Source organism: Sodalis sp. RH24 (assembly GCF_047324145.1).
Classification (GTDB): Bacteria; Pseudomonadota; Gammaproteobacteria; order Enterobacterales; family Enterobacteriaceae; genus Acerihabitans.
Genome location: NZ_CP178729.1, coordinates 4,941,408 through 4,966,661, shown reverse-complemented (window position 1 = coordinate 4,966,661; position 25,254 = coordinate 4,941,408). Strand labels below are relative to the sequence as shown.

Sequence of the window (25,254 nt, the reverse complement as noted above, 5' to 3'; positions counted from 1 at the left end):
AAAGGCAGGTACCCATCCGATGGGTACCTAAATGATGGAGGTACCTATGGCACGGTTAACAAAACCCCTCACCGATACGGAGATCAAAGCCGCCAAACCACAGGATGCGGATCACACACTGCACGACGGTGAAGGTCTGCAATTGCTAATCAAAAGCACCGGCAGGAAAGTCTGGCAGATGCGCTACTACCGGCCTTTAACCAAAAAACGCGCAAAACTGACTTTTGGGCCTTATCCCGAAGTCACTCTGGCCGATGCCCGGCAACGCCGTACAGCGGCCCGCGCCCTGCTGGTAAAAGATATTGACCCTTATGAACACCAGCTTTCATTGCGCAAGCAAGCGCTGGAAACCCAATCCAACACCTTTAAGGTCGTTGCCGAGCGCTGGCTACAGTTAAAAAAGAGCAGCGTCACCGCCGACTATGCCTCCGATATCCGGCGCTCCCTCGAAAAGGATATCTTTCCCGCCATCGGCGATATCAGCATTACCGACATTAAAGCGCGCACGCTGGTGCAGGCAATCCAGCCGGTGCAGGCCAGAGGCGCGCTGGAAACGGTAAGGCGGTTATGCCAGCGGATTAACGAGGTGATGATCTATGCCATGAACGTTGGTCTGATCGATGCGGCTCCCAGTGTCAATATCAGCAAAGCATTCGAGAAACCGCAGAAAAAACACATGCCCAGTATCCGCCCGGATCAACTACCGCAACTGATGCAAACGATGCGGCTGGCTAACATCGAACTCCCTACCCGTTGTTTATTTATGTGGCAGCTACTGACGATTAGCCGCCCTGCCGAAGCCTCGGATACCCGTTGGACAGAACTCGATTTATCAGCGAAAGAATGGCATATACCGGCAGAACGCATGAAAATGAACCGGGAGCATATAGTGCCGCTTTCTGCGCAAGCATTATCTATTCTGGAGATTATGAAGCCACTGAGCGGCCAGCGTGAATACGTTTTCCCCAGCCGCATAAAACCGAGGCAACCGATGAACAGCCAAACGGTGAATGCAGCGCTGAAACGCGCTGGTTTTGGTGGGGTCCTGGTATCCCATGGGCTGCGTTCAATCGCCAGCACCACGCTTAACGAACAAGGCTTCCCACCAGACGTTATCGAAGCCGCGCTGGCACATGTGGATAAAAATGAAGTACGCCGCGCCTACAATCGTAGTGATTACCTTAAACAACGACGCCCGATGATGCAGTGGTGGGCCGAATTTGTGTCGACCGCGGATAGCGGAAGCGTGATGAGCGAAGGAATAAAAGGGTTAAGAGTTTTATAACCGATCGGTCTAACGTTGATCACTACTATTCAATTATATGTTGCTCATTATTATACGTCTAATCGGGAGTAAGATAAGGATTCCCGCGGTGTTATACCCCCTGGTTACAGTCGTTGCGGCTTGCATAAACATAACGTTTTTGTTATGTTTTGAGCCATGGAATACACTATTGATTACTACAGTGAAGACGTTCGATACGATATCGATCATTGGCCGTTGTCTTTGCGAGCCAGGTATACCAGGCTTACCGAACGTATGACAGTATACGGTGGCAACCTCGGTGAGCCACACACCAGCGCCTTCGGAAATGGACTTTTCGAACTTCGAGTAAAAGGTAACGAAGGGATTGGACGTGTGTTCTTTTGCGCGGTAGTGGGAAAACGAATTGTGATGCTGCATAGCTTTATCAAGAAAACCCAAAAAACGCCGCGCAAAGAACTCAGCATCGCTGAAGCCAGATTGAGAGAGGTAAAAAATGAACGCTAAACGCATACCGCCAACCAAAACCCATGCCGAAATGGTCTCTGATTGGATGGAGCAACCGGAATTCAAGGCTGAATATGAAAAGCTGGACGGGGAATTCGCCCTGCTTGATGAGCTGTTGGCCGCACGCAAAAAAGCCGGCCTCACCCAAGCGCAAGTCGCTGAGCGCATGGGGACCAAAGCAACGGCGATTACACGGTTGGAAAGCGGTTTAGCCTCCGGTACACAAGGACCGTCTTATAACACGCTGAAAAAATATGCCGCTGCGGTAGGGAAAAAACTGCAAATACGGTTTGTATAATTACTCTTAGGGATTAGTCGTTGCTCAATCTGACTGTCGGCTAAGAGCTGACGCTCATGACGTCCTCTATCAACAGCAAGTTACACGTAGTACAGCGGTTAGCCAGAGCTACTTTACGCGCCTAACCGTTGATAAATGAGTGCAGGGCCTGATAAAAAGTCGACACTTTCCCTTCAAAACCATGTTCCAGAATAATAAAGATGTCCTCTCGGGTCAGATTATGTTCTTTACGATTTTCCTGCAGTTTTTTCCAGTAGGCTTTAGATTTGGCATTTTCTGGCGCTACATCCGGGAGATTATGAACCGCATTTTCTTCTTTGTACTTTCTGAATATTTCATCTTCAATATCATCGTAAGGGCTGATAATGACGTCTGCGCGGTGACCATATTGGGCTTTCGCATCACCGTCCAGAACGGCTATCGCGTCTTTGGATGAACAGATGAAACCGGTCGCTGCATTACGCTTCATCAAATCAACCACATTGCTGCAGCCACCAATATAAACGACCTTGACCCGGTTCTTTGTATCCATACAGGAGAGCTTAAGGTTGATATAGTGCTCAAGCGTCAGGTCTTCGGTGAAGATGAACTTGTCATACCCTTGGAACCCAAACATTTCCAGCTGAATAAAGCTGTAAGAGACCTGATTATGGCTGACCGTACCGTTTTCACTTTTCAGATAGATGATTGGCGTACCGTATTCATAAATGGTTTTCATGATGGCGAGAGAGTGCGTAGTGAAGAGTACTTTTATATCCCTTTTAATGCAAATATCCCTGATCGCACTCATCAGTGAAACCTGCGCTGAGGAATCAAGAGATACGTCTATTTCATCTATGATGATTAGCCGACTTGAGGAGGTTATCATCTTGAAAATACTGATAACAAAAAACTCTCCGGAGCTGAAATAGTCTTCGCGTATATATCGGTTATTATCAAGCGGCAGAAAATAGTAGTTAATGCCTTTTATTTTCACGAGTTTGAGATTATGAAACTTGTTTTCATGCTTGTAAACGGAATTGAGGAAAGCTATAAGATCGTGTGCGTCTTCATAGTCTTTTTTTAAGTACTTTTCCCTCAGCGTCATATCGATGTTGCCCAGGGAGGGAAAGTCTGAGAAGCGTTTACCGTAAGGTATAGGCAGTTCGACGTTCAGAAACGCCTCATCCCGGAGAATATTCTTCGTATCAAGATCGCCATCATTGTACCTGAAAGTATAGACGTCTTCGTTAATCTTAACGTCGATCTGCGTCTTTTCATTGATGCTAAACACTGACGACGTTTTACTGACGATGGCGGTGTCCTTGAGCAGGGCGAGCGCTTTAACGATGGACGTTTTACCCACGCCATTCTTGCTTGTCATACAGATAAGTGGGTCGCTTGAAAAATCAAAGGACACGCTGATTTCGGCCAGATGCTGCAACGCTCTGATATCTACACTAACGATCATTTCAGTAGCTCCTTGCCTCTGAGCAGCTTGCTAATGATAGCGTTCCCGTATTTTTTGCGTAGATGAAAAAGGTAGTCCCTGTCGATGTTGTTAATCTGACTCAGCACGCCGGCGATCGACAATATCGACGCCATCTCATCCATCCCGGTATAATCCATCAGTTTTTTTCTGTCAGTTTTGAGCAGATGCAATTTCACTTCAATATCCGTCTTGGTTGCTTTGCTGACCGTCATTTTTCCGTCGTTAAGTATACTTATTCCCAGAATCTTTCTTTCAAACTTTTTCGTAATGAGTTTTGTTTTTTTATGATTGATAGATAGTTTCAGAAATGCGTCGGATGACAGTATGGCCGAGAGGTCGCCTGTGACCATGTCTTTATCCATTTCATCATGCGATGAAATAATAAGATCATCCGAGTAACGACTGTAGATATATCGGTTTGCATGGCAGTATGCCTCAATAACATTGTCATAATCATAAAAACAGAAGTTACTTATTGAGGGCGAGCATGAAAATCCAACGGGCAGATGGTTATCGATAGTGCACAGGTAAACGATCCTCTCTATATTCTTCCTGACCTCTTCAGAGTCCACCGTTTGTATATTTACACAGTATTTTGAAAGCGTGTGTGACACAGCTTCAGCACTTATTGAGTGGAAAAACTTCGATATGTCAGTCTTAAAGATAAATTCACTGTTGCAGTGCGGCCGGACGGCGTCAGCAATATTTACATCTTTTTGGTAAGAAAAAACGATATCTTTTCTCACAGGCATTTCGCTGAACACAAACCGGGAAAGAAAAGTATGAATAACTTTAAGCTTGTCGGAACACTGGTAAAGCTCAACCTTTTTGTTACTCAGGGGAATTAGGCTGGATTCGTCTTCCGTCCTGAGGGTATGGAAATCAGTGAAGTCTTTTTTGTTATTGAAGTAGGAATTAAAAACACTCTCCAGACTGTTATCCTTCATTCATCCTTTACCTATGCTTGATCTGATGGGGCCATCAGAAAGAGTTGACTGAAGCGTCTTTGCTTACCCTGTAAATTATTAAGGCCCCCGATAATTGCTTAACGGAGGCCTTAATAATTTACGAGACTATACTGCCTTTAGAGGCTTCCTAGTTGACCGGAGATACTCCAAGGTCAGAAGCATGCGGTAATTATGACCACTTCCGCCTCTTTTATCAAGCCCGCCGTACCCCGTAGCCAGATAAACAAGCCTCGAAAGATGTAATGTCCGCTCTTGGCTCAGGCTGTGTGAAAACCCTGACCAAAAACTGAAGTGCGCATGTCTACGCAAAATCTGAAATTGATCGACTGGTTAGTAGAGCCGAATTGTACGTATGAGCGCGGTTTTCAGCTCTGTTTTTGACAGTCTCTGCGACCAAAAATGTTTTCACACAGCCTGGGCACTGCGCTGACGGTCAGATCTGATCGGACCCAGATTAGCAAGGGTGCCAGATTAAGTACGAATCAGTACACCCTATAACTTACCGCGAAATATGCCGAACTAACAGCATCTCGAATCATCCTGGATAGATGCTAGGCATTGAGCCATTGGCCGCTGGTGATGACGTCGATTTTAATGCGGCTCGTATCAAGTCAAAAATCAATCGATGTTGCCCCCTTCCTCGGGTCAAATATTCATGCAACACCTACCGCCCGAGATATACAGCCGTGATCTGGGTTCGCTCATGTCCCAGTTCCCGGCTGATAGTTTGGCGGGCTATCGCATCCTGGGTACGCTCCAAGGGTGATAGCATGTGGCTAGACTTGCCACCAGCCGCCGGAGCTGGCCATCCCGTCAATGTTTTATACCGAGCCTGTGCGTAATGATGTCGCAATCCATGCATATTACTCAGCCCCGCCGCTTTGCATTGTCCGTCATAAACATGGCGCTGCTGTATATAGGTTTTATATGCGGGGATTAGCGATCCAGCGCCAGCCAACCTACGCGATAGATCGAGTATGTCTCGTTGCTCAACAGTTGTAATGGGTATTATTCGTTCACGCCCACCCTTGGTCCATGTCTTCTTGAGGACGATACAGTCTCCACGGTCAGCATAGCCGGGTCGGAACTTGATGGACTCTTCACGACGCAGCCCAAAAGCCTTTTGCAAAAGCAGACTCATGCGTACATAGGGATCATTCACTTTATCCAAACTATCGCTTAACTCGCGCGCCTTGTTCTCGCTGGCGACAAATCGCCGCTCAGGGATACCCAGTTGCGTATTATCTGCTGGGATAACACCGGCCTTGCCGACCTTCTCTGCCCACCACCGCAAATGCGCCAGGCGATTCTTGAGTGTGCCCGCCGACAACCTTTCACCCTGCCAACGCTCAAGTAATACCGTAACATGTTTACCCTTAAGCGACGTTGCCCGCATCTGCCGAAATCCCGCCTCCCGCAATTGACGGCTGGCCAACGCCAATGAACGCATACGGTCGGCTTGCGTGGCATGGCTGCCGTCGCGATTTCGTTGGCAAAGCTGGCGTAGCGTATAGGTGAGATCATCCATCGATTTCTCCTGTTTAGCCGAGTTTTTTCTGTCCTGAGCTAAAAAAGGTAAGTGTTATTGCCAACTCGCTGAAGCGAGATCCCCGAAGGGCATGGGCCAGGTGCTCAGATCACCTGTTGCCTCGAATGAGGCCACCGTCCTGCTTCCTGTGGGAAGACCGGACGGTGTTTACCGCAAGGAATAGCAATGCAAACAATTTGGATAATGACCTCCTTTGAAATGATGGGCATGGGATAGACGGTTACGCCAGACAGGCGTTTATAACGCCGTACTGGAACGACAAAAGAAGCGCCGAAAGGCACGATGTGATGATGGCTGGATGTATCAATCCAGGGATAAGCCAGGCTCCCCCATGGATAGGGGCGGCGTGAGATGTTGAGCCGAAACACGCCAGGTGTGGGCACCGGATGGGTACGACATCGGTGAAGTGGAGAAAACTTCAGCCGATGTGGCGTTTATTGCCTTGCGCCAAGGTTCCCGGTATTTAAACCTGCCGGGAGGTTATTGCCCTGCCAGTGTGTCAGGGCATCATCATGTGCGCAGCATGAAATAAGATACAGCGCCAACCCGCATTGTTGCTGCAATTCCCAGGGCCGTCACTGCGGCGTGCAGTGACGGCCCATTAGTTAGCTTGAGCCGCTGCAACAGCATACAAGCGTTATCTTTCTCAAGCTCATAGCGCGCAAGATCCATCTGGCGCACCCGCTAAAAAACTGGCTGACGCGGCCGTACGGCCTTGTCGGCTCCCCGGCGACATGATGCTATTGGCCCCATATAGCCGGGGAGCTTGTTTAGAAAGCGTTGCCACAAAAGTCATGGCGCGCGTGTTACACACTTCTCGAAGTGGTTTTTATGCCCGGCTGGCACGTTGGGGCGCACTTTAACCTCGGCAGCAAGCCCAGCTAATCTGTGATGCCATATCTGCTTTGTGGTTACCATCTAACGTAAGGCGTCATTTTCGACGGCATCGGATTACCTAAACCGCGTTTCAGGTCAAGACGTGAGGCTCAATGTATGCAAAGATATCTGCTTCTCTTTACCGTTGAGAGCTTTGCTATGGCTGGCGTGAATAAAACTAATCTGACGGAAACGGATATCATCACCAAGTTCATCCTGCCGGCGATTAAAGAGGCGGGTTGGGATGTGATGTCGCAGATTCGTCAGGAGGTAAAACTCCGTGATGGTAAAGTTGTCGTGCGTGGCAAACTGGCTGCGCGCCTCACGGTGAAATCTGCTGATATTGTGCTTTATCACAAGCCGGGATTACCGCTGGCAGTCGTGGAAGCGAAAGCTAATAAGCATGAAGTTGGCAAAGGCATGCAGCAGGGTTTGGATTACGCGCGTTTACTAGACGTGCCTTTTGTCTTTGCCTCCAACGGTGATGGTTTTATATTCCACGATAAAACTAATCCCGCGCAGCTTGAGTCTGAGATCACGCTGCATGATTTCCCCGCGCCAGAGCAACTCTGGCATAAGTACTGTGCCTGGAAGGAGTTTACCGCTGAGCAGCTTCCGGTAGTCAGCCAGGATTATTACGATGACAGCACTGGCAAGTCACCCCGCTATTATCAGTTACAGGCCATAAACAAAACTGTAGAGGCCGTCTCCGCAGGACAAAAACGCGTCTTACTGGTGATGGCGACGGGAACAGGAAAAACCTATACCGCATTTCAGATTATCTGGCGCTTGTGGAAGGCGAAAAATAAGAAACGCATTCTGTTCCTGGCCGATCGGAATATTCTGGTCGATCAGACCAAAAATAATGACTTCCAGCCGTTCGGCAGCGCCATGGCAAAAGTGGTAGGTCGCACTATCGACCCGGCATATGAAATTCAGTTGGCGCTCTACCAGGCTATAACTGGGCCGGAAGACTATCAAAAAGCGTTCAAACAGGTAGCACCCGACTTCTTTGATATGATTGTTATTGATGAATGCCATCGTGGCAGCGCATCTGAAGACAGCGCATGGCGCGAAATCCTGGAATATTTCAGCAGCGCGACGCAGATTGGCCTGACCGCCACACCCAAAGAAACCGAAGACGTTTCCAGTACCGACTACTTTGGCGAGCCGGTGTATACCTATTCCCTTAAAGAGGGCATTGAAGACGGTTTCCTCGCGCCTTACAAAGTGGTGCGTGTGGATATAGATGTGGATGTGCAGGGCTGGCGGCCCATTAAAGGACAATTGGATAAATACGGTAAATTAATTGAGGATCGTATTTATAACCTGAAGGATTTTGACCGAACCCTGGTGATAGACGAGCGCACGATGCTGGTGGCGCAAACCATCACCGATTATCTAAAACGCACCAACCCGATGGATAAGACCATCGTCTTTTGTAACGATGTCGACCATGCCGAAAGAATGCGGCACGCACTGATAATACTCAATCCGGAGCAGGTGCTGAAAAACGAAAAATACATCATGAAAATTACCGGTGATGACGATATCGGCAAGGCGCAACTGGATAATTTCATCAACCCGAAAAAAGCCTATCCAGTTATTGCCACCACCTCTGAACTGATGAGCACCGGTGTGGATGCCCAAACCTGTAAGCTGGTGGTGCTGGATCAGAACATCAAGTCGATGACCAAATTTAAGCAAATCATCGGGCGCGGCACACGTATCAACGAGAAGTTCGGCAAGCTGTGGTTCACTATTCTCGATTTCAAAAAGGCCACCGAACTCTTTGCCGATGAACGCTTTGACGGTGTGCCGGAAAAAGTGATTCACGTCACGCCGGAAGAGATCACCGATCCAGACTCCGGATTCGACGAGGTACTGGCAGATGAATCCTCTGAGGAAGCTACTTCTTCTGGCGTCAGAAATGCCGAGGAACCCTCAGCAATTTATGATGCGACACCGGGTGACAATTCCGGCGCATTCGAGGAAGACGAAGAAAACAAAATCCGTAAATTCCACGTCAACGGTGTGGCGGTAAAAGTGCTGGCGAAACGCGTGCAGTATTACGACGCCGACGGCAAGCTGGTGACTGAATCTTTCCAGGATTACACCCGCAAAACGCTGCTGAAAGATAAACAGTACGCTTCGCTTGATGACTTCACCCGTAAGTGGCACTCTGCCACGCGCAAGCAGGTTATCATTGCGGAGCTGCAACAATTGGGCATCCTTTGGGAAGTTCTGGCGGAGGAAGTGGGTAAAGATCTCGATCCGTTTGATCTGCTTTGCCATGTGGTTTACGGCCAGCCGCCGCTAACACGGAAAGAGCGCGCCGACAACGTGCGCAAGCGTAACTACTTCACCAAATATTCGGCGCCTGCGCAGAACGTATTGAATACGCTGCTGGACAAATACGCCGATGAAGGCGTACAGGAAATTGAGGATATTCAGGTGCTGAAACTAAAACCGTTCGACACACTGGGTCGCCCGCTGGAAATCATCAAAAGCAGTTTTGGTAACAAGCAGGCCTATGAACAGGCCGTGAACGAATTGGAAAACCAAATCTACCAACTGCCGCCGCAATCAGCCTGATACCCCAATAACATTCCGCCACCGGGATTATGCCTCCGGTGGCATTCTTTTGTAAGTATGGAAATCAAACATGTCGATTAGCTCTGTCATTAAATCCTTGCAGGACATTATGCGTAAAGACGCAGGCGTGGATGGCGATGCCCAGCGCCTCGGCCAGCTCTCCTGGCTGCTGTTCCTGAAAATTTTTGATACCCAGGAAGAAGAGCTGGAATTGGAGCAGGATAATTATCAGTTTCCCATCCCCCGACGCTATCTGTGGCGTACCTGGGCGGCGAACAGCGAAGGGATCACCGGTGATGATCTGCTGGAGTTTGTGAATGACGACTTATTCCCCGCGCTAAAAAACCTGACCGCGCCAATAGACAAGAACCCGCGTGGTTTTGTGGTCAAACAAGCGTTTAGCGATGCCTATAACTACATGAAAAATGGCACGCTGCTGCGCCAGGTGATCAATAAACTCAATGAAATCAACTTCAGCAGCAGCGCGGAGCGCCATCTGTTTGGCGACATCTATGAACAAATCCTGCGCGATCTGCAAAGCGCGGGCAACGCGGGCGAGTTCTATACTCCGCGTGCGGTTACGCGCTTTATGGTCAACCGCATCGACCCGAAACTGGGCGAGTCGATTTTGGACCCGGCCTGCGGTACGGGGGGCTTCCTGGCCTGCGCGTTTGACCACGTTAAAGAGCATTACGTTAAAAACACCGCTGACCATCAGATGCTGCAACGACAGATCCACGGCGTGGAGAAAAAACAGCTGCCGCATCTGCTGTGTACCACCAACATGCTGTTGCACGGCATCGAAGTACCGGTGCAAATACGCCACGGCAACACGTTGAACAAACCGCTCGCCTCCTGGGATGAGCAACTGGATGTGATTGTTACCAACCCTCCGTTTGGCGGCACCGAAGAAGACGGTATCGAGAAAAACTTTCCGGCTGAGATGCAGACCCGAGAAACCGCCGACCTGTTTCTGCAATTAATCATTGAAGTGTTGGCCGACAAAGGCCGCGCCGCCGTGGTATTGCCGGACGGCACGCTGTTTGGCGAAGGCGTAAAAACCAAAATCAAGAAGCTGCTCACCGAAGAATGCAACCTGCATACCATAGTGCGCCTGCCGAACGGTGTGTTTAGCCCGTACACCGGCATTAAAACCAATATCCTGTTCTTCACCAAAGGCCAGCCGACCAAAGACATCTGGTTCTACGAACACCCCTACCCTGACGGCGTGAAAAACTATAATAAGACCAAGCCAATGAAATTTGAGGAGTTCCAGGCTGAAATCCATTGGTGGGGCAACGAAAAGGACGGCTTTGCCAGTCGGGTGGAAAATCATCAGGCGTGGAAAGTGAGCATTGAGGAAATCATTGCCCGCAATTTCAACCTCGATATCAAAAACCCCTACCAGGGCGAAACCATCAGCCACGATCCGGATAAGTTATTAGCACAATTCCAACAGCAGCAAAGCGAAATCAGAAAATTGCGCAACCAACTGCGCGATATTCTTAGTGCCGCGCTGACGGGCAAGGAGGCAAACTGATGGCTGTTGAAAAACTAATCACCGACCATTTCGACACATGGACCTCCGCCCTGCAAACCCGCTCCACCGCAGGGCGCGGCAGCAACGGTAAAATCGACCAGTACGGCATAAAGAAATTGCGCGAGCTAATTCTGGAACTGGCGGTGCGCGGTAAGCTGGTGCCACAGGATCCGAATGATGAACCGGCGTCTGAGTTTTTGAAGCGCATTGCGGCGGAAAAAGCAGAGCTGGTTAAACAGGGCAAGATTAAGAAGCAGAAGCCGCTGCCGGAAATTAGTGAGGATGAAAAGTCGTTTGAATTGCCGGTCGGGTGGGAGTGGGTGCGTCTTGCTGAGGCCTTTGATGTAAGGGATGGAACCCATGATACTCCCAAATATCAAATGTCTGGTTATCCCCTTGTAACTAGTAAAAATCTATCTTCAGGAAGGCTTGATCTAAGCGATATTAAATATATTGGTGAAGAAGATCATAAAAAAATAAATGAGCGTTCATTTGTAGAACGCAATGATGTGCTTTTTGCAATGATTGGCAGTATTGGGAATCCAGTGATTGTTGATGTTGATGAAGAATTTTCAATTAAGAATGTTGCGCTATTTAAATACTATGAAAAAGAGCTCGCTCAACCAGAGTTTCTTAAAAATGTGCTCGAGTCATTATCGTTAAAGCTTAAAAATTCTTCATCTGGTGGAGTGCAGCCATTTGTATCACTTGGTGCTCTCAGGAATATAGTAATTGCATTGCCTCCTTTACAAGAACAAAGGAGAATAATAGCGAAATTATCGGAGTTTATATCCCTCTGCCACCAACTGGAGCAGCAATCTTTGACCAGCCTGGAGGCGCACTTCCAACTGGTTGAAGCTCTGCTATCCACGCTTACCGATAGTCAAAATGCCGGAGAACTCGCCGAAAACTGGGCGCGAATTAGCCAGCACTTCGACACACTGTTCACCACCGAAGCCAGTATCGACGCACTGAAGCAAACAATTCTGCAACTGGCGGTGATGGGTAAACTGGTACCGCAAGATCCCAACGATGAACCTGCTTCCGAACTGCTAAAACGCATTGAACTAGAAAAAGCGCAGTTGGTAAAAGAAGGTAAAATTAAAAGGCAAAAAACGTTATCGCCGATCAGTGATGAGGAAAAGCCTTTTGAGTTACCGCAGGGGTGGGAGTGGTGTCGTTTTGAGGAACTTGTTGATATTCAAAGTGGTATTACTAAAGGTAGAAATCTTACAGGCAAGACCTTGATTTCTGTTCCCTATCTACGTGTGGCAAATGTACAGCGAGGATATCTCGAACTATCTAATATTAAAACTATCGAAATAGCTAGTGAGGAAAAGGGGAAATATCGGGTAAACAAAGGGGACTTATTAATAACAGAAGGTGGGGATTGGGACAAAGTTGGTAGAACCGCTCTTTGGACGGGAGCAATAAATTATATAGCTAATCAGAATCATGTTTTCAAAGCGAGGCCAATTACGAATGAACAAAATGTAAAATGGCTAGAAATGTTCATGAATTGCCCTGTGTCTCGAGACTATTTCGCAGGAGCAAGTAAACAAACAACGAACCTTGCTTCAATAAATCAAACTCAGCTTAGAGGATGTTTCATTGCACTTCCGCCGATTGATGAGTCAAATAGAATCTTAAATAAATATTTCACCCTCGTTAATTTGTGCGACGCCCTTATATCCCGCCTGCAAGCCGCGCAGCAAACCCAGCTTCATCTGGCCGATGCGCTCACTGACGCAGCGCTAAACTAAGGAACAAAACATGTCGATCCATCATGCCATTTGGCGCGTGGGCGAAAATCCAGAGCCGTTATCAATTAGTCGGCTGGCTAGCGAGAAATTGCTGGAGAGTATGATCCTGCGAGACCCGTCCATTTTATCAAATCAATGGATGATTATTGGACAGCAGGAACCTACATTTGGTGGGCGCCTCGATCTGTTGGCGATTGCCCCGGATGCCTCGCTGATCCTTATTGAGTTAAAGCGCGATCGCACGCCGCGCGAGGTGGTGGCGCAGGCGCTGGATTATGCCTCCTGGGTTGCGGGGCTGACCCCGGAACGCCTGTCGCAGATTTACGCGCGTTTTTCCAAAGGCGGCAACCTAGGCGACGCTTTCAAGCAGCGCTTTAACAGCGTGCTGGAAGAGGAATCGCTTAATCAATCTCATCAGATAATTATCGTTGCCTCTGAACTCGATCCGTCAACCGAGCGCATTGTTACTTACCTTAGTGAACGTGATATCCCCATCAACGTTCTGTTCTTCCAGGTATTCCAGAATGCGGACGAGCAGCTTTTAAGCCGCGCCTGGCTTATTGACCCAAGCGAAACCCAGACCAATGCCGCGCAGGCCACGTCGGGTATCAACGCTGAAGAACGCGAACCCTGGAACGGCGAGTTTTATGTCTCCTTTGGCGACCCGCTGAGCCGTAGCTGGCAGGATGCCCGGCGTTATGGGTTTATCAGCGCGGGTGACGGTAGCTGGTACAGCCAGACGTTAAAACAGCTGCAGCCAGACGATCGCGTCTGGGTAAAAATCCCCGGTACAGGCTATGTAGGTATTGGTAAAGTGCTTTCAGCCGTGCAGCCCGCCAGCAGCTTTAAAATCGACACGCCTGAAGGTGAGAAGCTGGCAATGGACGTACTTCAGCACGGCGAACTTTATCGCCAGAATGCGAATAACCCGGAGAAATCGGAATACTTTGTGCCGGTGAAATGGCTGGAGACCCGCAGCGAGAGCGAAGCAGTCAATGAGGTCGGTTTCTTTGGCAATCAAAATACTGTGTGTAAACCCACCACGCAAAAATGGCGCCATACCGTCGAGAAATTAAAGAACTATTTCAAACAATGGAATGCTGACGCCTAGCTTACTCTAGGCAAACAAAATTTTAGGCCCACATTTGGGCCCATAAAACAAAAGTTTAATCAGGAATAATCCATATAATCAAAATAATAGGCAGCCTATTCAACTTCCCCCAGCCCAATAAAACAAAGGGTTGCGCGCAAGCGCGACCCTTTCTCTTTTGGATTGGCGGCAAAATGGCGACAGGCTAGTAACGGATGTAAAGCAAACCAGCTGATAAGGCCACACCTTGGCATGCAGCCAATCTTGTTCCGGCAGAGATGCCCCTTACCATTGCCCGGTTGCCCCATAGAGGGACAATTTCTTGCCGTGTAATCACCCGCAAGAAACAATAAAACCCAAAGTTTTAGTTATTCCTATTCATGATTCACACCCGTTGTGTGACCCATGCCAGGGCTATTTTATTTCGTCGTTTTGTGGCTTTCTCATGAGCATCAAATATTTTTTGAACGGTTTAGCATCACCTTTCAGATAGGCCTCCCCGCCCGCAAATACATCCATCACCCCTGATTACTTAACACTATGTTATATATTAATAAAAAATGAAAAGACTGAACAGTATTACGTCAATCTTTCCGCGTGGGACCCACGTAACACTGTTGCTACCCTTTTAACTTAGTGCTAAATTTAGTATCAAATATCATACTAAAAAGGACTCGTTATGTCGGTACAACCTATCCTTGCCAATGTGTCGGTGAGTATCAGCGATTTTAAAAAGTCACCTAATGGCGCCCTGAAAGAGGCCCACGGCCAACCGGTGGCGGTGTTGACCAACGGCCATATCTCCGGTTACTACATTTCACCGGAAACATGGGAAGCCATGGTGGATTATCAGGAAGATATCGAGCTTGGCAAGATCGCCCGTTCACGGATGAAAGGTAAGCGCGTTAAGGTCAAGCTGGATGAGCTATGAGTTGGAGTTTGAAGAGCATGCCCTTAAGGAGTTTAAAAAACTGGGCGCGCCATTACGGGAGCAGTTCAAAAAGAAGTTAAAAGAGATTTTGGTCAATCCCCATATTCCCGCCAATTGGCTCAGCGGCATGCCTGATTGTTATAAAATCAAGCTCAGGTCTGCCGGGTATCGGTTGGTTTACCAGGCGATCGATGAACAGGTGATTGTGCTGGTGCTGGCCGTGGGCAAACGTGAACGCTTGGAAGTTTATAACGCCGCTAAAGCCTGGCTATAACCGGGTGGCATGTGCTGGAACAACGGTTCAAAATCTGACCACATAATCCCATCACTTTTCCGCATTGGTATACGTTTAGGTATATCCTAAAATCTGAATTGCAACTTAATCCATTTATACCAATGCATTACGTTGAAAATGCAGATTCCCCCGGCGCTGAAGCCAGATTGAAAGAGATAACATATGAACGCTAAACGCCTGCCGCCAACCAAAACCCATGACGAAATGGTCACTGAGTGGATGGGGCAACCGGAATTCAAGGCTGAATACGAAAAACCGGATCGGGAATGCGCCCTACTTGATGAGCGGTTGGCCGCACGCAAAAAAGCCGGCCTCGCCCAAGCGCAAATCGCTGAGCGAATGTGAACCAAAACAACGGCTATTACACGGTTGGAACGCGGTTTAGCCTCCGGTACCCAATTGCCGCGTTTGCCCCGGAAGACGAAGACATGGCCGGACAACGGATCTTCCCGGAGGGCGGATACGACTTTGGCGGCGAGGCCCTGGAATCCCTTTCTCATATCAGTGTGGCCGGCGACCAGCCAGATACTGTAAGTATCTCTGCCAAACGGACCATTCACATTTAGAGATCTTCCGGCATATTGATTATGTCCCGATAGGAGATCGCCATGCGCAAAGCCCGATTCACCGAACACCAGATCATCGCCGTTCTGAAGTCAGTCGAAGCCAGACGCAGCGTTAAAGATGTCTGCCGCGAAGCCGGTATCGCTGAAGCCAGCTACTACAATTGGAAAGCGAAATTTGGCGGCATGGAAGCCTCTAATATCAAAAAGATGAAAGATCTTGAGGATGAAAACCGTAGCCTGAAACAGATGTTTGCCGATCTCAGTCTGGAAAACCGGGCGTTGAAAGATGTCATCGAAAAAATGTTTGGTTCGCCCCCGTTTTGCAAGCATACGATGATAAAAGCTGTTTGCGTTAATGTATCCGGCCTCTCGCAAGTCAGCTGCTTTTGGCAGCAAGGCCATGATGGGATAAGCGCGTCGTTAGAGTGCTGGATCGGATAGTGGCAAATCGCGGATATCCGCTGAAACTGCGGATGGATAACGGTCCGGAACTGATATCGCTCACGCTGGCGCAATGGGCGGAAGAACATGGCGTGATACTGGAATTTATCAGGCCGGGCAAGCGGACACAGAATGCGTTTATCGAACGGTCGAACCGGACGTACCGGACAGAAATACTGGATTTTTATCTGTTCAGGACACTGAATGAAGTACGGGAAATCACAGAGTGCTGGCTGACTGAATATAACAGCGAGCGGCCTCATGAATCGCTGAATAACCTGACGCCGGAAGAGTACCGGCTGATGGCTGAAAATCCGGAAATCTCAAAAAGTGTGTGGGACTAAAACCGGTGTGCTTACAGTTTCAGCCCTATCTCAGAAATGAACCGCAATCGCCTAACCACCTGACTGACCCTGATCCCGGATTAGTGACCCAAACCCCAGAAGAAATTTCAAGCCACAATATTGTCGAGGTAGGTGCGGGACTATGGTGGCTGATTGTTAGATTTAACAGATAGGCCAACAAGGAATGGCCACCCGGAGGCAGTATTGTTAAAAGTGGTTATTATACCCACTATCATATTGACTCATATTTTTTCTGTGGGTACTATACCCACAGAGGGACAAAATGGAGTCAGGATGGAAAGCGCTAAGTTAATCAAGCTATTGATAAATGATGGATGGATAGCAAGGAAACAAAAAGCAAGCAGTCATATCACGCTTGAAAAGGAGGGAGTAAGGGAAATCATCACCCTTCCCCACCCAAGGAAAGAAATCTCAAAAGGAGTTCTAAGACAAGTAAAGAAGATTTCGGGGCTAAAGGTCATTTAACAGAAAGGACGGCGCAAGCTGCCTTTAATAGCGCTTTCACCCTTAGTATAGTAAGTCATGCGAGGTACTTAATGATCTATCCAGTTTTCATTTTCGGAACTAAAAGCGGTGAATATGACGGTTATTTCCCCGATATTCCCGGTTGTTTTTTTGCCGGGGATACATTGGAAGAAGCCGTTCGCGATGCAGAAAAAGCATTCGGTGTACATGCTGAAGCCCTCACAGAGCGCGGCGAGCACGTTCCCGCCCCTACTGATCCCTCAGCCTATATTCACGATGATCGCCTGTCAGAGGATGACGGCTTCCTAGGCTTTGTTGAGCTCGATCCGACAAAGTACGAAACCAAAGCCGTTAAATTTAATCTCACTATGCCCGGCAATCTCATTACGGCCATCGACCGTTATATTGAGACAAACGGGCATTACAAAAACCGTTCGGCGTTTCTTGCGGAGTTGGCCCGCAAGGAAATTGCGAGGAATTGATTGATATGGCCTCTAGCGGGGCCAATCTTGTTTACACCTACAGAGATTTTCGCTGAAGCCCCCTTATTCCCATGAAAGCACGTTTAACCGGGAACGGACGACGTTGACGTCGCCTTTGGCCTTGTTCCTTCGCGCCGTCGCACAGCATTAGACAATCATGTAAGTTCGGCCATAACCTGCCCCAGAACCGAAGGCTCAAGGTAAAAATAACCGGAAATAATGAGCATTTTACTTTTCTTATCCTGCAGTCCAGCCGGCCTCAACACATGGCGAAGTGGGATAAGATAATCAAAAGTGTGTAAGCACAATTTTGCCCTGGATACTGCCTGATAAAGCACGCTTATGTGCAGCTGAAGCCATTTGTAAAGGGTAGGTGCTATCAATGACGACCCTGATAATTCCCGTTTCCAGAAGGCTACCCGCCGCTGAGAGTTGCGCGCCACTGGAACGCACTTGCGTTGTTGACACCGTAATTCCTCTTTCCGCTGCCTCTTTCTGTCCGGAAAAATGCAAAGGATTAACAAGAAACATTGCCCCGCCTTGCTTGATGCTGCTCAAAAAGCGCTCAACGTGCGTTCCACCTGAAGTATCAATGACAAGATCGGCATTTTTTACTACGGTCTCGGGAGCTATTTTGGTGTAGTCGATAAACTCATCCGCACCGAGATCGCGTAAAAGCGCCTCATTGCGGGAAGAAGCGACTGCAATCACTCGCGCGCCTTTCCACTTGGCAATCTGCACCGCAAGGTGTCCTACGCCTCCTCCGGCGCCGTTGACCACTACTGTCCGGCCTTTTAGAGGAACAGGTGTATGTTTGAATGATTGAAACGGATTAGGCGCGTCATGCCCCAGTTCGACAAGGAACTGCCAGGCCGTCAGCAGTGACATCGGCGCACCCGCGGCCTGGACATGTTCGATGCTCTGAGGTTTTAACGCCAGCTCTGATGCAGGAACGCTCACGTAGTCGGCATAGGCACCGCTGCCTTCCATGGCTCTTTCAGGAAAACGCACCATGGAATAGACTTCATCGCCAATGCTGAATCCGGAAACATTTTTGCCGACCGCTACGACTACACCGGATATATCCGTGCCCAGGATGAGCGGAAAGTGGGGATGGGGCCACCATTCAGGCGGCAACGCCCGATAACCGTCACGCAGATACCAGTCTGGCGGGTTGAGACTGACCGCATACACCCGAACAAGCACTTCCGTACATCCCATCGTTGGCCGGGGTGCATCTTCATATTTAAGGTTCTCTGGACCACCAAACGCGTGCAGTCGTACTGCTTTCATCATTTCAGTCATCACAAGCTCACTCTAATGGGGATTCAGTTGCCAGATAATATGACTAATAATGATGATTGATAATGGGGCTGGATTTCGCTTTAATGTTGCCATGAAGGAACAAATAGGTTTTGAAAGACTCACCGGTCTTATCGCATTCGCTCGCGCGGGAGCGCTTGGCAGCTATACCGCCGCTGCCCGCTCGCTATCCGTTTCACCTTCAGCGATAAGTAAGAGCATCCAGCGACTGGAACAGCGTCTTGGCGTCACTTTATTCACCCGCACCACACGCTCGCTGGTTTTGACTGCTGAAGGCCGCGAGCTGCACGAGAGGGCTTTACGGTTGTTGCGCGATGCCGAGGAGCTCGAGCAGGTAGCCATGCGTACGCGGGCAGAGCCCGCGGGAACATTACGCATTGCGGCATCGTTGCCGATAGGCCTCCATATGATCGCCCCTGCGCTTGCGCCATTCTGCGCCCTGCATCCAAAAGTGACGATTGACTTACGGTTAAGCGATCGCGTGATAAGTATCGTTGACGAAAGTATTGATATTGCCATCCGGCTCGGCGACCTCGCGGATTCAAATCTCCTGTCGCGTCGCCTTTCACCCTATCAGATGGGTTGTTATGCTTCGCCTGATTATTTGGCCAAATGCGCCCCGCCAAAACACCCTAATGATCTTATAGGGCATAAAACGGTCAATCTGCGTTACCAAAATACGGGGCGGATTTTTCGCTGGCCGTTCCGGGTTGGCGAGCGGGAGATCGAAATCGTGCCGTCATCTGCTGTCATCGTCGATGCAAGCGAAGCCGTTATAGCGGCAGTCGCTGCCGGTGCCGGAATAGGAATGGCGACAAGTTTTATGGCGGCTTCTTTGGTAAGGCGCCAGGAGTTAATTCCCGTTCTGACGGATTTTTCTGTAGAGCGGCATAATATTTCGGCAGTCTGGCATGAAAGTCGTCGTTCAAACCCTGCCGTACGTGCGTTTCTGGAATTTATGCTGGAGCAGTTTTAAATTCTCTTAACTGGACCGCCCGCAAAACGGCGGACATGTCCTGTCACCACGCGGCAACAGGTGACAGCCGGTAGCAGCGCACAACCGGAGGAAAGCGCGTCGGGTATAGAATGCATTGCCCCCTCCTGCCATAGTGACCTGAAAACCCGCGGCATAACAGCGCAGCCGGAATACGCGCTATGGCCGTTTATTTCAGACGTCTGGATTTCAGTGAGCAAGCATCCGGGCATGAAATGCGTTATACCTGATGACCCCCTAATTAAACAGCAGGAGCCCGTAATGGATTTGGATCTCAAAGACAAAGTGGCGCTGGTGACAGGCGCCAGCACCGGTATCGGTTTCAGCATTTGTGAAGAGCTGGCGGCAAACGGCGTGCATCTGGTGATGGTGGCCAGGACCCAATCGCGGCTGGACGACGCCGCCGACAGGCTGGCGCGGCGTTATGGCGTCTCCACGCTGCCGCTGGCGGGCGACGTGACCGATGCCGCGTTTCCCCGCGAGGCAGTCCGCCTGGCGGAGCAGCGGTTTGCCGGCATTGATTTACTGGTCAATAATGCGGGCCGGGCCCATGCCGGCACGCTGCTGACCACCACGGAGGAAGACTGGGAGGCGATGACCGCCACCAAATTTACCGCCATGCGCCGTTTTTGCCGCGAGGTGATCCCGGGTATGCAACGGCGCCGGTGGGGACGTATCGTGAATATCTCCTCCATCGGAGGGCTGTATCCCAACCCGCCGCTAACCGTTTCCCATGCCCTGAGTGCGGCCATTAATAATTTGACCCGCAGTTTGGCGCTGGATGTCGCGCCGATGGGCATTCTGGTCAATGCCATTGGCGTTGGCGCGGTCGCGACGGAAAACTGGGCAAACAACATGCTGCCCAACGTTCGCGAGCGCCGTCCGGAACTGGCCGGTAAAACCGATGAGGACATCATGGACATTCTCGGTAAGGAAAGAACCCCCGTCGGGCGTTTCGGACGCCCGGAGGATATCGCCGTTATCGCCGCGTTTTTGCTTTCCGCACGCAATCAGTTCGTTACCGGGCACACCGTGGAAGCGTCCGGCGGCGCGGACCGGTTTATGTAATGCTGATCACACCCGCGGCTATGGCCAGGTATGCAGCGGGTTGACATGGGTAAGGAGGCGCCGCCGCATTTTCTCCCCAGACAAATTGTCCCTTTCAGGATAGCGGCCTGCGTGCCGCTTCGCGGCACAGGCATCAGAAGAAACGCAACCCAGGTTGCATCCTTCGGGATCAGCGCGAGCCGCTAAATCGTCTGGATATGTTGTGAAGCGTTTTCTCTTCTGCCGCCAATGGCATAGGTCTTTCCCTCCCGCGGCAGGAGATGGAAATGTTCCGGGGGTAAAGGCGGCGGTACGGACACACGCCAGGCGTTATCCGCCGGCTCGTCGAGGCATGGGGTCGGTCCGAATTATTTCAGACCTTGAGCAGTTTTACCGTGGCATCCACGTCTATCTCATCTTCCGAGAAGATTAACGTCGTTCCCTGGAAGGTGGTGATCGCCAGTTTTTTCAGCGAGCGCATGTCGCCAGGCTTCGTGGCTGATTTCGGCCGAATGCTACTCATCAGCACCCCTACGGACAGCACCGCATTTTCTTTATCAATGCGGGTCTCGGCAGGCACTTCCTCGCTGTAAACCAGGTAAGACTTGATCGACGTAAGCTTAAGACGCTCGCCTGCGATATAGATGTATTTGCTTTCCGGTGCGACTTTCACGGCATAAGCCGACAACCCCTTGTTATTCGTGGTGGGTTCGAAGATCACCGCCGCATCTTTCTTAATCAGCTCAGGGTTGGCGACCTTAATCACATGAAAATAACGGTTATCGCCGTTTTCATCTTTGATAAATCCAAAACCTTTATCTTTAAACCAGGTTGTGATCGTTCCATTCATCGCCGTTACCGCCTGCTTAATCGTTTATCTAATCAGTTTTTGCAGCGCGCAGTGTAAAACACAATGCCTGCGCAGACTACGTCTTTGGTTTAAGTCTGGACGATAAATGTAGGGTATGCGAACGGGACGGCCAGGTAAAGGCGTCAGCGACGCAGAGTGAAACGCGGCGGCCAGACGTGGCGGAAGAGTTAACGTGGCGGCAGCAGCATCAGGTCTGGCTATTTTTTGCGCAAAAGAAAAACAGCCGCTGCCGTCAGAACACCTATCAGGGGCATGGCTCCGGCGCCGGCTATGAAGTTATGCTGATCTATTCGTTTTTCCCGGCGGATATCAGCAAAGCGGGCAAGCGCGTGTTTTTCATCAGCGGCGCTGACCTCTTCAAATTGTTTTTTATAACCCTGATGGGTCAGCCGAGAGGCCAGGTCCGTGTCTGATCTTTCCAGCACGACGGTTTGCTTCCCCTTTTTGAAAAAAAGGTATTCCGGCATTGGGTGCTCCACACGGAAGAGGATTTGATATAAATAATATATCCGGTCTCACTTCATGTTGTACACATCTGCCTGTATATTCGCCGCCGCCAGATCAATCACGCGTATTTTATTCGCTCATTTCCAGTAAGGAATGTTTTTGGCCCTATTCATCTGCCACTCCCGGGCTGATATGGTCTGGATGATTGTTCAGTGTCAGCGCAAGCAGCCTCTGCTGAAGGCTGAGCAGGCTTTCCCTGTTTTCCGGCGTTCCACCTTTAAGCAGACTCGTGAACCAGATGCCGTCTGCCGCAAGTCTGGCAATCTCCAGATCCGGTGCACTGTCAGTCTCCTGATGCTGTTTCAGGCGCTGAGCGAGCCAGCTTTCCCAGCGTGTTATCAGTTCAGGTTCAGCACAGAGAGAAAACGTCAGCGCTGACATCTTTTCCGTGCAGGCGACAATTGTCGTCCTGATATAAGCCCGTGTAAAGCGACCGTAGCCGCCGGGGTCACGCGCCATGAAGTCCTCAAGGAGTACATTGAACTGCTCCAGCTCATCATCAAATACCGCAGTGATAAGATCCTGTTTGCTGGAAAAATGGTGAAACAGGCCGCCTTTGGTCACACCCGCGTCAGAGGCGATGTCGCTGACGCTGACACCGGCAAAGCCACGGGCCGCCATCAGACTTGCCGTACTATTGAGCAAACGGCGGCGCACATTGACAGGGTCTTTTTTTGGTCTGCCGGACGCTGTCATCATCAGTGGGCACTCATCTTGGAAAAGCCGTTAATCACCACCACGCCGACAACAATCAGCGCGATACCCGCGATGGCCGCCGCATCAGGTTTTTGCCTGAAAACGACCACGCCGATAAGGGTCGTCAGAATAATGCCCAGCCCTCCCCAGGAGGCATAAGCAATCCCTAGCGGAAGCGTACGCAGCACCTGAGCCAACAGATAAAAGGAACAGGCATAAAGAACAGCGCAAATTAGCGAGGGCATAAGGCGGGTAAAATGTTCAGACTTGCCCAGAAACAGGGTGCCCACCACTTCCAGAACGATGGCGAGTGCGAGTGCTGCGTAAGCGAGTAGTGAAGACATGGTTTTCTCCTGAAATAAAAACCAATACTAGATACCTACCGGCCGGTATGCAAGTTAAGCGTCAGCGGTTTTTTTCTGCTGCGTAACCTCGGATTAACATAAGACGTGCTGTGACAGGCAGGAGCCCCCCGCGGCCATCCTCATGGCACCACGTTGCCGGTCACGCCTGTTGGCACCCATAACAGCAAAAAGAGACTAACCCTAGCCTGGATACGATAAAAAGCGGGAACGCCAAAAGACGTCATCCCGTCGGGCCGGCAGCGCGGGCGTTGGCGACTGTCGAGAATAACCCTGCGTTTTCCGGTACTGGCTGAACATCCGATGTTAATGAAAAGCCCGGAAGGACTTTTCATACATCAGCATCAGCAAGGCGTTGATTACCACATCAAATCATCCGGCACTTTAAAATCGGCATACGGATCTTCTTCATCTTGTTCTTCCTGACTTAGCGCACTATTTAATACAATACTGTTCGCATCTCGCTGCGCAATTTTATCGGCTACGCTCGCCGGGATAATAGCGTATTTACTCACGCCGCTGTTATCATCAACCAACCGGGCAATGGCGAGACGGCCACTGATCAGCTGAGATTGAGTCAGCTTGTCCACAGCTATCTTTTTAATGAGATTATTATCTGTGAAGTTAAAATCAATATCGCCTTTGGCAATATTGATTCGGTTCATTTCAATTAACTGCTTCACCTGGGCTTTATATTCTTTCGATAAAGCAGCTTGTTTTTGTTGCTCGCTGAGCTGTTTATCACGTTCAAGCTGGGCTTTTTTATTTTCTTCCACGGCCTCCCTTGCCTCACGGGCCTGCGCCCGTGATTTTTTAGCCGTTTTTTGGACTTTGGCTATTTTTTTGCTGGTTACTAATCCAGCTTTTAGCATCTGCTCTTGTAAGGTGAGTTTTGTCATCTTCGTTTCTCAAACAGTCGAATAATTTGTGTGATTATACCCGTAATGTATGAGGCTGTACCAGATTGAGCACCTGATCACCGTGCGGCATGAGTTTGGCGGGTCTATCAGAGGCTGGCGTGACCTGCCCTTAGGATTTCAGCCCGGCCCCTCGCTCCCTGCCGCCAGCAATGGCACCAGCACGTCGCTGATGGGCGTGGGAATACCCTGTGAGCGACCATAACGCTGTATCACACCGTTGCGGATATCCCATTCCAGTGGGCGGTTGGCCTGCCTGTCGGCGAGAATGGAGGTGCCTAAATCCGCCGGGGCATGATGAAAACCATCAACGATCTCCTGCGGAACGTTATCATCCAGTACGGCACCTTCCGCTCGCGCAACCGTCAGAGACTCACGCAGATAAGCCAGCGCCAGTTCAGTGATATCCGCCCGTGTGAACATCCCGGCACGGCGATTCGCCAGTACCATCAGACCAGCGACCGCGTTCTGCAGCAGTTTGCGCCAGGCGATGGAGATAAAATCGGTTGACAGCTCAACCGCGCAGCGTGTGCCGCTAAGCGCATCCGCGACCCGTTTTGCCGGCGCCACATCCGGCAGCGTCAGGCGCGGCCTGGCGCGCAGCCAGACGGAGGCATCCGGCTCGCGCTGTGCCGGGAACCACACTACCGAAGGCAGCACCGTTGCGCCGTTGACCAAGGGTTCCAGTTGGGTTTTCTGCTCGACGCCATTTTGCAGTGCGCATACCACGGTGTTTTCATCGCACAGCGCGGCCAGCCAGTGGGCGCTGTCAGCCACCTGGGTGGTTTTCACCGCGATAAACACCAGATCGAACGTACGGTTGATAGCCGCCGGATGAGTCAATACCGGACCGGGCACCACAATTTCACCCTCATCGTGACGCAGAATTAACTGCGGATGCGCGGTGCGCCCGCAAAGGAGTGGCGTGCGGTCAACTTCATGCAGTACAGCGGCGATGGTGGTACCGATAGCACCCGGACCAATAAGAGCAATTGTGGGATGATCAGACATCTTGTGTTCTCCTGATGTGAATACCGCCGCGTAATAAGGCGTTCCAGCTGGCATGTTGCA

The 25,254-nt window shown here is 50.1% G+C and carries 24 protein-coding genes and 3 pseudogenes; 16 read left to right on the top strand and 11 right to left on the bottom strand.

Annotated features, from left to right (window positions below; all coding sequences use genetic code 11):
- Positions 1 to 46: 46 nt before the first annotated feature.
- The 3 genes from ACL2XG_RS22565 (at position 47) to ACL2XG_RS22555 (ending at position 2,069) form a co-directional block, all read left to right on the top strand.
- Positions 47 to 1,285: an integrase domain-containing protein gene (locus tag ACL2XG_RS22565; RefSeq protein WP_413721196.1), complete on the top strand. Its 1,239-nt coding sequence runs from the start codon at positions 47 to 49 to the stop codon at positions 1,283 to 1,285.
- Between the two features lie 156 nt (positions 1,286 to 1,441).
- The gene (locus ACL2XG_RS22560; protein ID WP_413721197.1) at positions 1,442 to 1,771 is read left to right on the top strand and encodes a type II toxin-antitoxin system RelE/ParE family toxin; all 330 of its coding nucleotides are present in this window, start codon (positions 1,442 to 1,444) and stop codon (positions 1,769 to 1,771) included.
- A complete protein-coding gene (locus tag ACL2XG_RS22555; RefSeq protein ID WP_162368404.1) occupies positions 1,761 to 2,069 on the top strand; it encodes a helix-turn-helix domain-containing protein in 309 nt (102 codons plus the stop codon). The genes ACL2XG_RS22560 and ACL2XG_RS22555 overlap by 11 nt, the downstream gene beginning before the upstream one ends.
- A 121-nt stretch (positions 2,070 to 2,190) precedes the next feature.
- Here the strand turns inward: ACL2XG_RS22555 and ACL2XG_RS22550 are convergent, their stop codons facing one another.
- From ACL2XG_RS22550 to ACL2XG_RS22540, 3 genes are all read right to left on the bottom strand, one after another.
- Entirely contained in the window at positions 2,191 to 3,519 is a 1,329-nt protein-coding gene (locus ACL2XG_RS22550; RefSeq protein ID WP_413721198.1) for an AAA family ATPase, read from the bottom strand.
- Positions 3,516 to 4,487, bottom strand: coding sequence for a reverse transcriptase domain-containing protein (locus ACL2XG_RS22545; RefSeq protein ID WP_413721199.1), 972 nt, complete (start codon positions 4,485 to 4,487; stop codon positions 3,516 to 3,518). Before ACL2XG_RS22545 ends, ACL2XG_RS22550 begins: the two co-directional genes overlap by 4 nt.
- Before the next feature lie 685 nt (positions 4,488 to 5,172).
- On the bottom strand, positions 5,173 to 6,036 hold the full coding sequence (locus tag ACL2XG_RS22540) for a phage integrase N-terminal domain-containing protein (protein ID WP_413721200.1): 864 nt from the start codon (positions 6,034 to 6,036) through the stop codon (positions 5,173 to 5,175).
- Positions 6,037 to 7,092: 1,056 nt separating this feature from the next.
- Between ACL2XG_RS22540 and hsdR the strand changes: the two genes are divergently transcribed.
- The 7 genes from hsdR (at position 7,093) to ACL2XG_RS22505 (ending at position 15,492) form a co-directional block, all read left to right on the top strand.
- The gene (gene hsdR / locus ACL2XG_RS22535) at positions 7,093 to 9,528 is read left to right on the top strand and encodes an EcoAI/FtnUII family type I restriction enzme subunit R (RefSeq protein ID WP_413723483.1); all 2,436 of its coding nucleotides are present in this window, start codon (positions 7,093 to 7,095) and stop codon (positions 9,526 to 9,528) included.
- Between the two features lie 70 nt (positions 9,529 to 9,598).
- Entirely contained in the window at positions 9,599 to 11,068 is a 1,470-nt protein-coding gene (locus ACL2XG_RS22530) for an N-6 DNA methylase (RefSeq protein WP_413721201.1), read from the top strand.
- Positions 11,068 to 12,831 (top strand): restriction endonuclease subunit S, encoded by a 1,764-nt coding sequence (locus ACL2XG_RS22525; protein ID WP_413721202.1) that lies wholly within the window; start codon positions 11,068 to 11,070, stop codon positions 12,829 to 12,831. Before ACL2XG_RS22530 ends, ACL2XG_RS22525 begins: the two co-directional genes overlap by 1 nt.
- A gap of 10 nt (positions 12,832 to 12,841) precedes the next feature.
- Positions 12,842 to 13,942, top strand: a complete 1,101-nt coding sequence (locus tag ACL2XG_RS22520; protein ID WP_413721203.1) for a nuclease — start codon at positions 12,842 to 12,844, stop codon at positions 13,940 to 13,942.
- Positions 13,943 to 14,600: 658 nt separating this feature from the next.
- The gene (locus ACL2XG_RS22515) at positions 14,601 to 14,852 is read left to right on the top strand and encodes a prevent-host-death protein (protein WP_410013962.1); all 252 of its coding nucleotides are present in this window, start codon (positions 14,601 to 14,603) and stop codon (positions 14,850 to 14,852) included.
- Positions 14,842 to 15,126, top strand: a complete 285-nt coding sequence (locus ACL2XG_RS22510; protein WP_413721204.1) for a type II toxin-antitoxin system RelE family toxin — start codon at positions 14,842 to 14,844, stop codon at positions 15,124 to 15,126. The genes ACL2XG_RS22515 and ACL2XG_RS22510 overlap by 11 nt, the downstream gene beginning before the upstream one ends.
- Positions 15,127 to 15,309: 183 nt before the next feature.
- A complete protein-coding gene (locus ACL2XG_RS22505; protein WP_410016824.1) occupies positions 15,310 to 15,492 on the top strand; it encodes a hypothetical protein in 183 nt (60 codons plus the stop codon).
- A gap of 47 nt (positions 15,493 to 15,539) precedes the next feature.
- Here ACL2XG_RS22505 and tnpB read toward each other — a convergent pair.
- Positions 15,540 to 15,647, bottom strand: a pseudogene (gene tnpB, locus ACL2XG_RS22500) (IS66 family insertion sequence element accessory protein TnpB); the annotation flags it as partial.
- A 108-nt stretch (positions 15,648 to 15,755) separates the two neighbouring features.
- Here tnpB and ACL2XG_RS22495 point away from each other — a divergent pair.
- From ACL2XG_RS22495 to ACL2XG_RS22480, 4 genes and pseudogenes are all read left to right on the top strand, one after another.
- Positions 15,756 to 16,014: pseudogene (locus tag ACL2XG_RS22495) on the top strand (transposase); the annotation flags it as partial.
- Between the two features lie 109 nt (positions 16,015 to 16,123).
- Positions 16,124 to 16,498: pseudogene (locus tag ACL2XG_RS22490) on the top strand (integrase core domain-containing protein); the annotation flags it as partial.
- A 153-nt stretch (positions 16,499 to 16,651) separates the two neighbouring features.
- Complete coding sequence (locus ACL2XG_RS22485; protein WP_413721205.1) at positions 16,652 to 16,984, top strand: type II toxin-antitoxin system HicA family toxin; 333 nt, start codon at positions 16,652 to 16,654, stop codon at positions 16,982 to 16,984.
- A 71-nt stretch (positions 16,985 to 17,055) separates the two neighbouring features.
- Positions 17,056 to 17,466, top strand: a complete 411-nt coding sequence (locus ACL2XG_RS22480; RefSeq protein WP_413721206.1) for a type II toxin-antitoxin system HicB family antitoxin — start codon at positions 17,056 to 17,058, stop codon at positions 17,464 to 17,466.
- 288 nt (positions 17,467 to 17,754) lie between these two features.
- On the opposite strand, the gene ACL2XG_RS22475 is transcribed toward ACL2XG_RS22480, so the two are convergent.
- A complete protein-coding gene (locus tag ACL2XG_RS22475) occupies positions 17,755 to 18,771 on the bottom strand; it encodes an NADP-dependent oxidoreductase (RefSeq protein ID WP_413721207.1) in 1,017 nt (338 codons plus the stop codon).
- A gap of 91 nt (positions 18,772 to 18,862) precedes the next feature.
- Between ACL2XG_RS22475 and ACL2XG_RS22470 the strand changes: the two genes are divergently transcribed.
- Both ACL2XG_RS22470 and ACL2XG_RS22465 read left to right on the top strand, forming a co-directional pair.
- On the top strand, positions 18,863 to 19,765 hold the full coding sequence (locus ACL2XG_RS22470) for a LysR family transcriptional regulator (RefSeq protein ID WP_413723484.1): 903 nt from the start codon (positions 18,863 to 18,865) through the stop codon (positions 19,763 to 19,765).
- 279 nt (positions 19,766 to 20,044) lie between these two features.
- Positions 20,045 to 20,851: an SDR family NAD(P)-dependent oxidoreductase gene (locus ACL2XG_RS22465; protein WP_413721208.1), complete on the top strand. Its 807-nt coding sequence runs from the start codon at positions 20,045 to 20,047 to the stop codon at positions 20,849 to 20,851.
- A gap of 352 nt (positions 20,852 to 21,203) precedes the next feature.
- Here the strand turns inward: ACL2XG_RS22465 and ACL2XG_RS22460 are convergent, their stop codons facing one another.
- The 6 genes from ACL2XG_RS22460 to ACL2XG_RS22435 all read right to left on the bottom strand — a co-directional run bounded on the left by ACL2XG_RS22460 (position 21,204) and on the right by ACL2XG_RS22435 (position 25,194).
- Positions 21,204 to 21,680 carry a cold-shock protein gene (locus ACL2XG_RS22460; protein WP_413721209.1) on the bottom strand — a complete coding sequence of 159 codons (477 nt, stop codon included), beginning with the start codon at positions 21,678 to 21,680 and terminating at the stop codon, positions 21,204 to 21,206.
- Positions 21,681 to 21,898: 218 nt separating this feature from the next.
- Entirely contained in the window at positions 21,899 to 22,168 is a 270-nt protein-coding gene (locus ACL2XG_RS22455; protein WP_413721210.1) for a hypothetical protein, read from the bottom strand.
- Between the two features lie 145 nt (positions 22,169 to 22,313).
- On the bottom strand, positions 22,314 to 22,907 hold the full coding sequence (locus ACL2XG_RS22450; RefSeq protein WP_413721211.1) for a TetR/AcrR family transcriptional regulator: 594 nt from the start codon (positions 22,905 to 22,907) through the stop codon (positions 22,314 to 22,316).
- Complete coding sequence (locus tag ACL2XG_RS22445) at positions 22,907 to 23,248, bottom strand: DMT family transporter (protein WP_410013953.1); 342 nt, start codon at positions 23,246 to 23,248, stop codon at positions 22,907 to 22,909. The genes ACL2XG_RS22450 and ACL2XG_RS22445 overlap by 1 nt, the downstream gene beginning before the upstream one ends.
- Positions 23,249 to 23,625: 377 nt before the next feature.
- A complete protein-coding gene (locus ACL2XG_RS22440; protein ID WP_413721212.1) occupies positions 23,626 to 24,165 on the bottom strand; it encodes a DUF2058 domain-containing protein in 540 nt (179 codons plus the stop codon).
- Positions 24,166 to 24,303: 138 nt separating this feature from the next.
- Complete coding sequence (locus ACL2XG_RS22435) at positions 24,304 to 25,194, bottom strand: oxidoreductase (protein WP_413721213.1); 891 nt, start codon at positions 25,192 to 25,194, stop codon at positions 24,304 to 24,306.
- Positions 25,195 to 25,254: the final 60 nt, after the last annotated feature.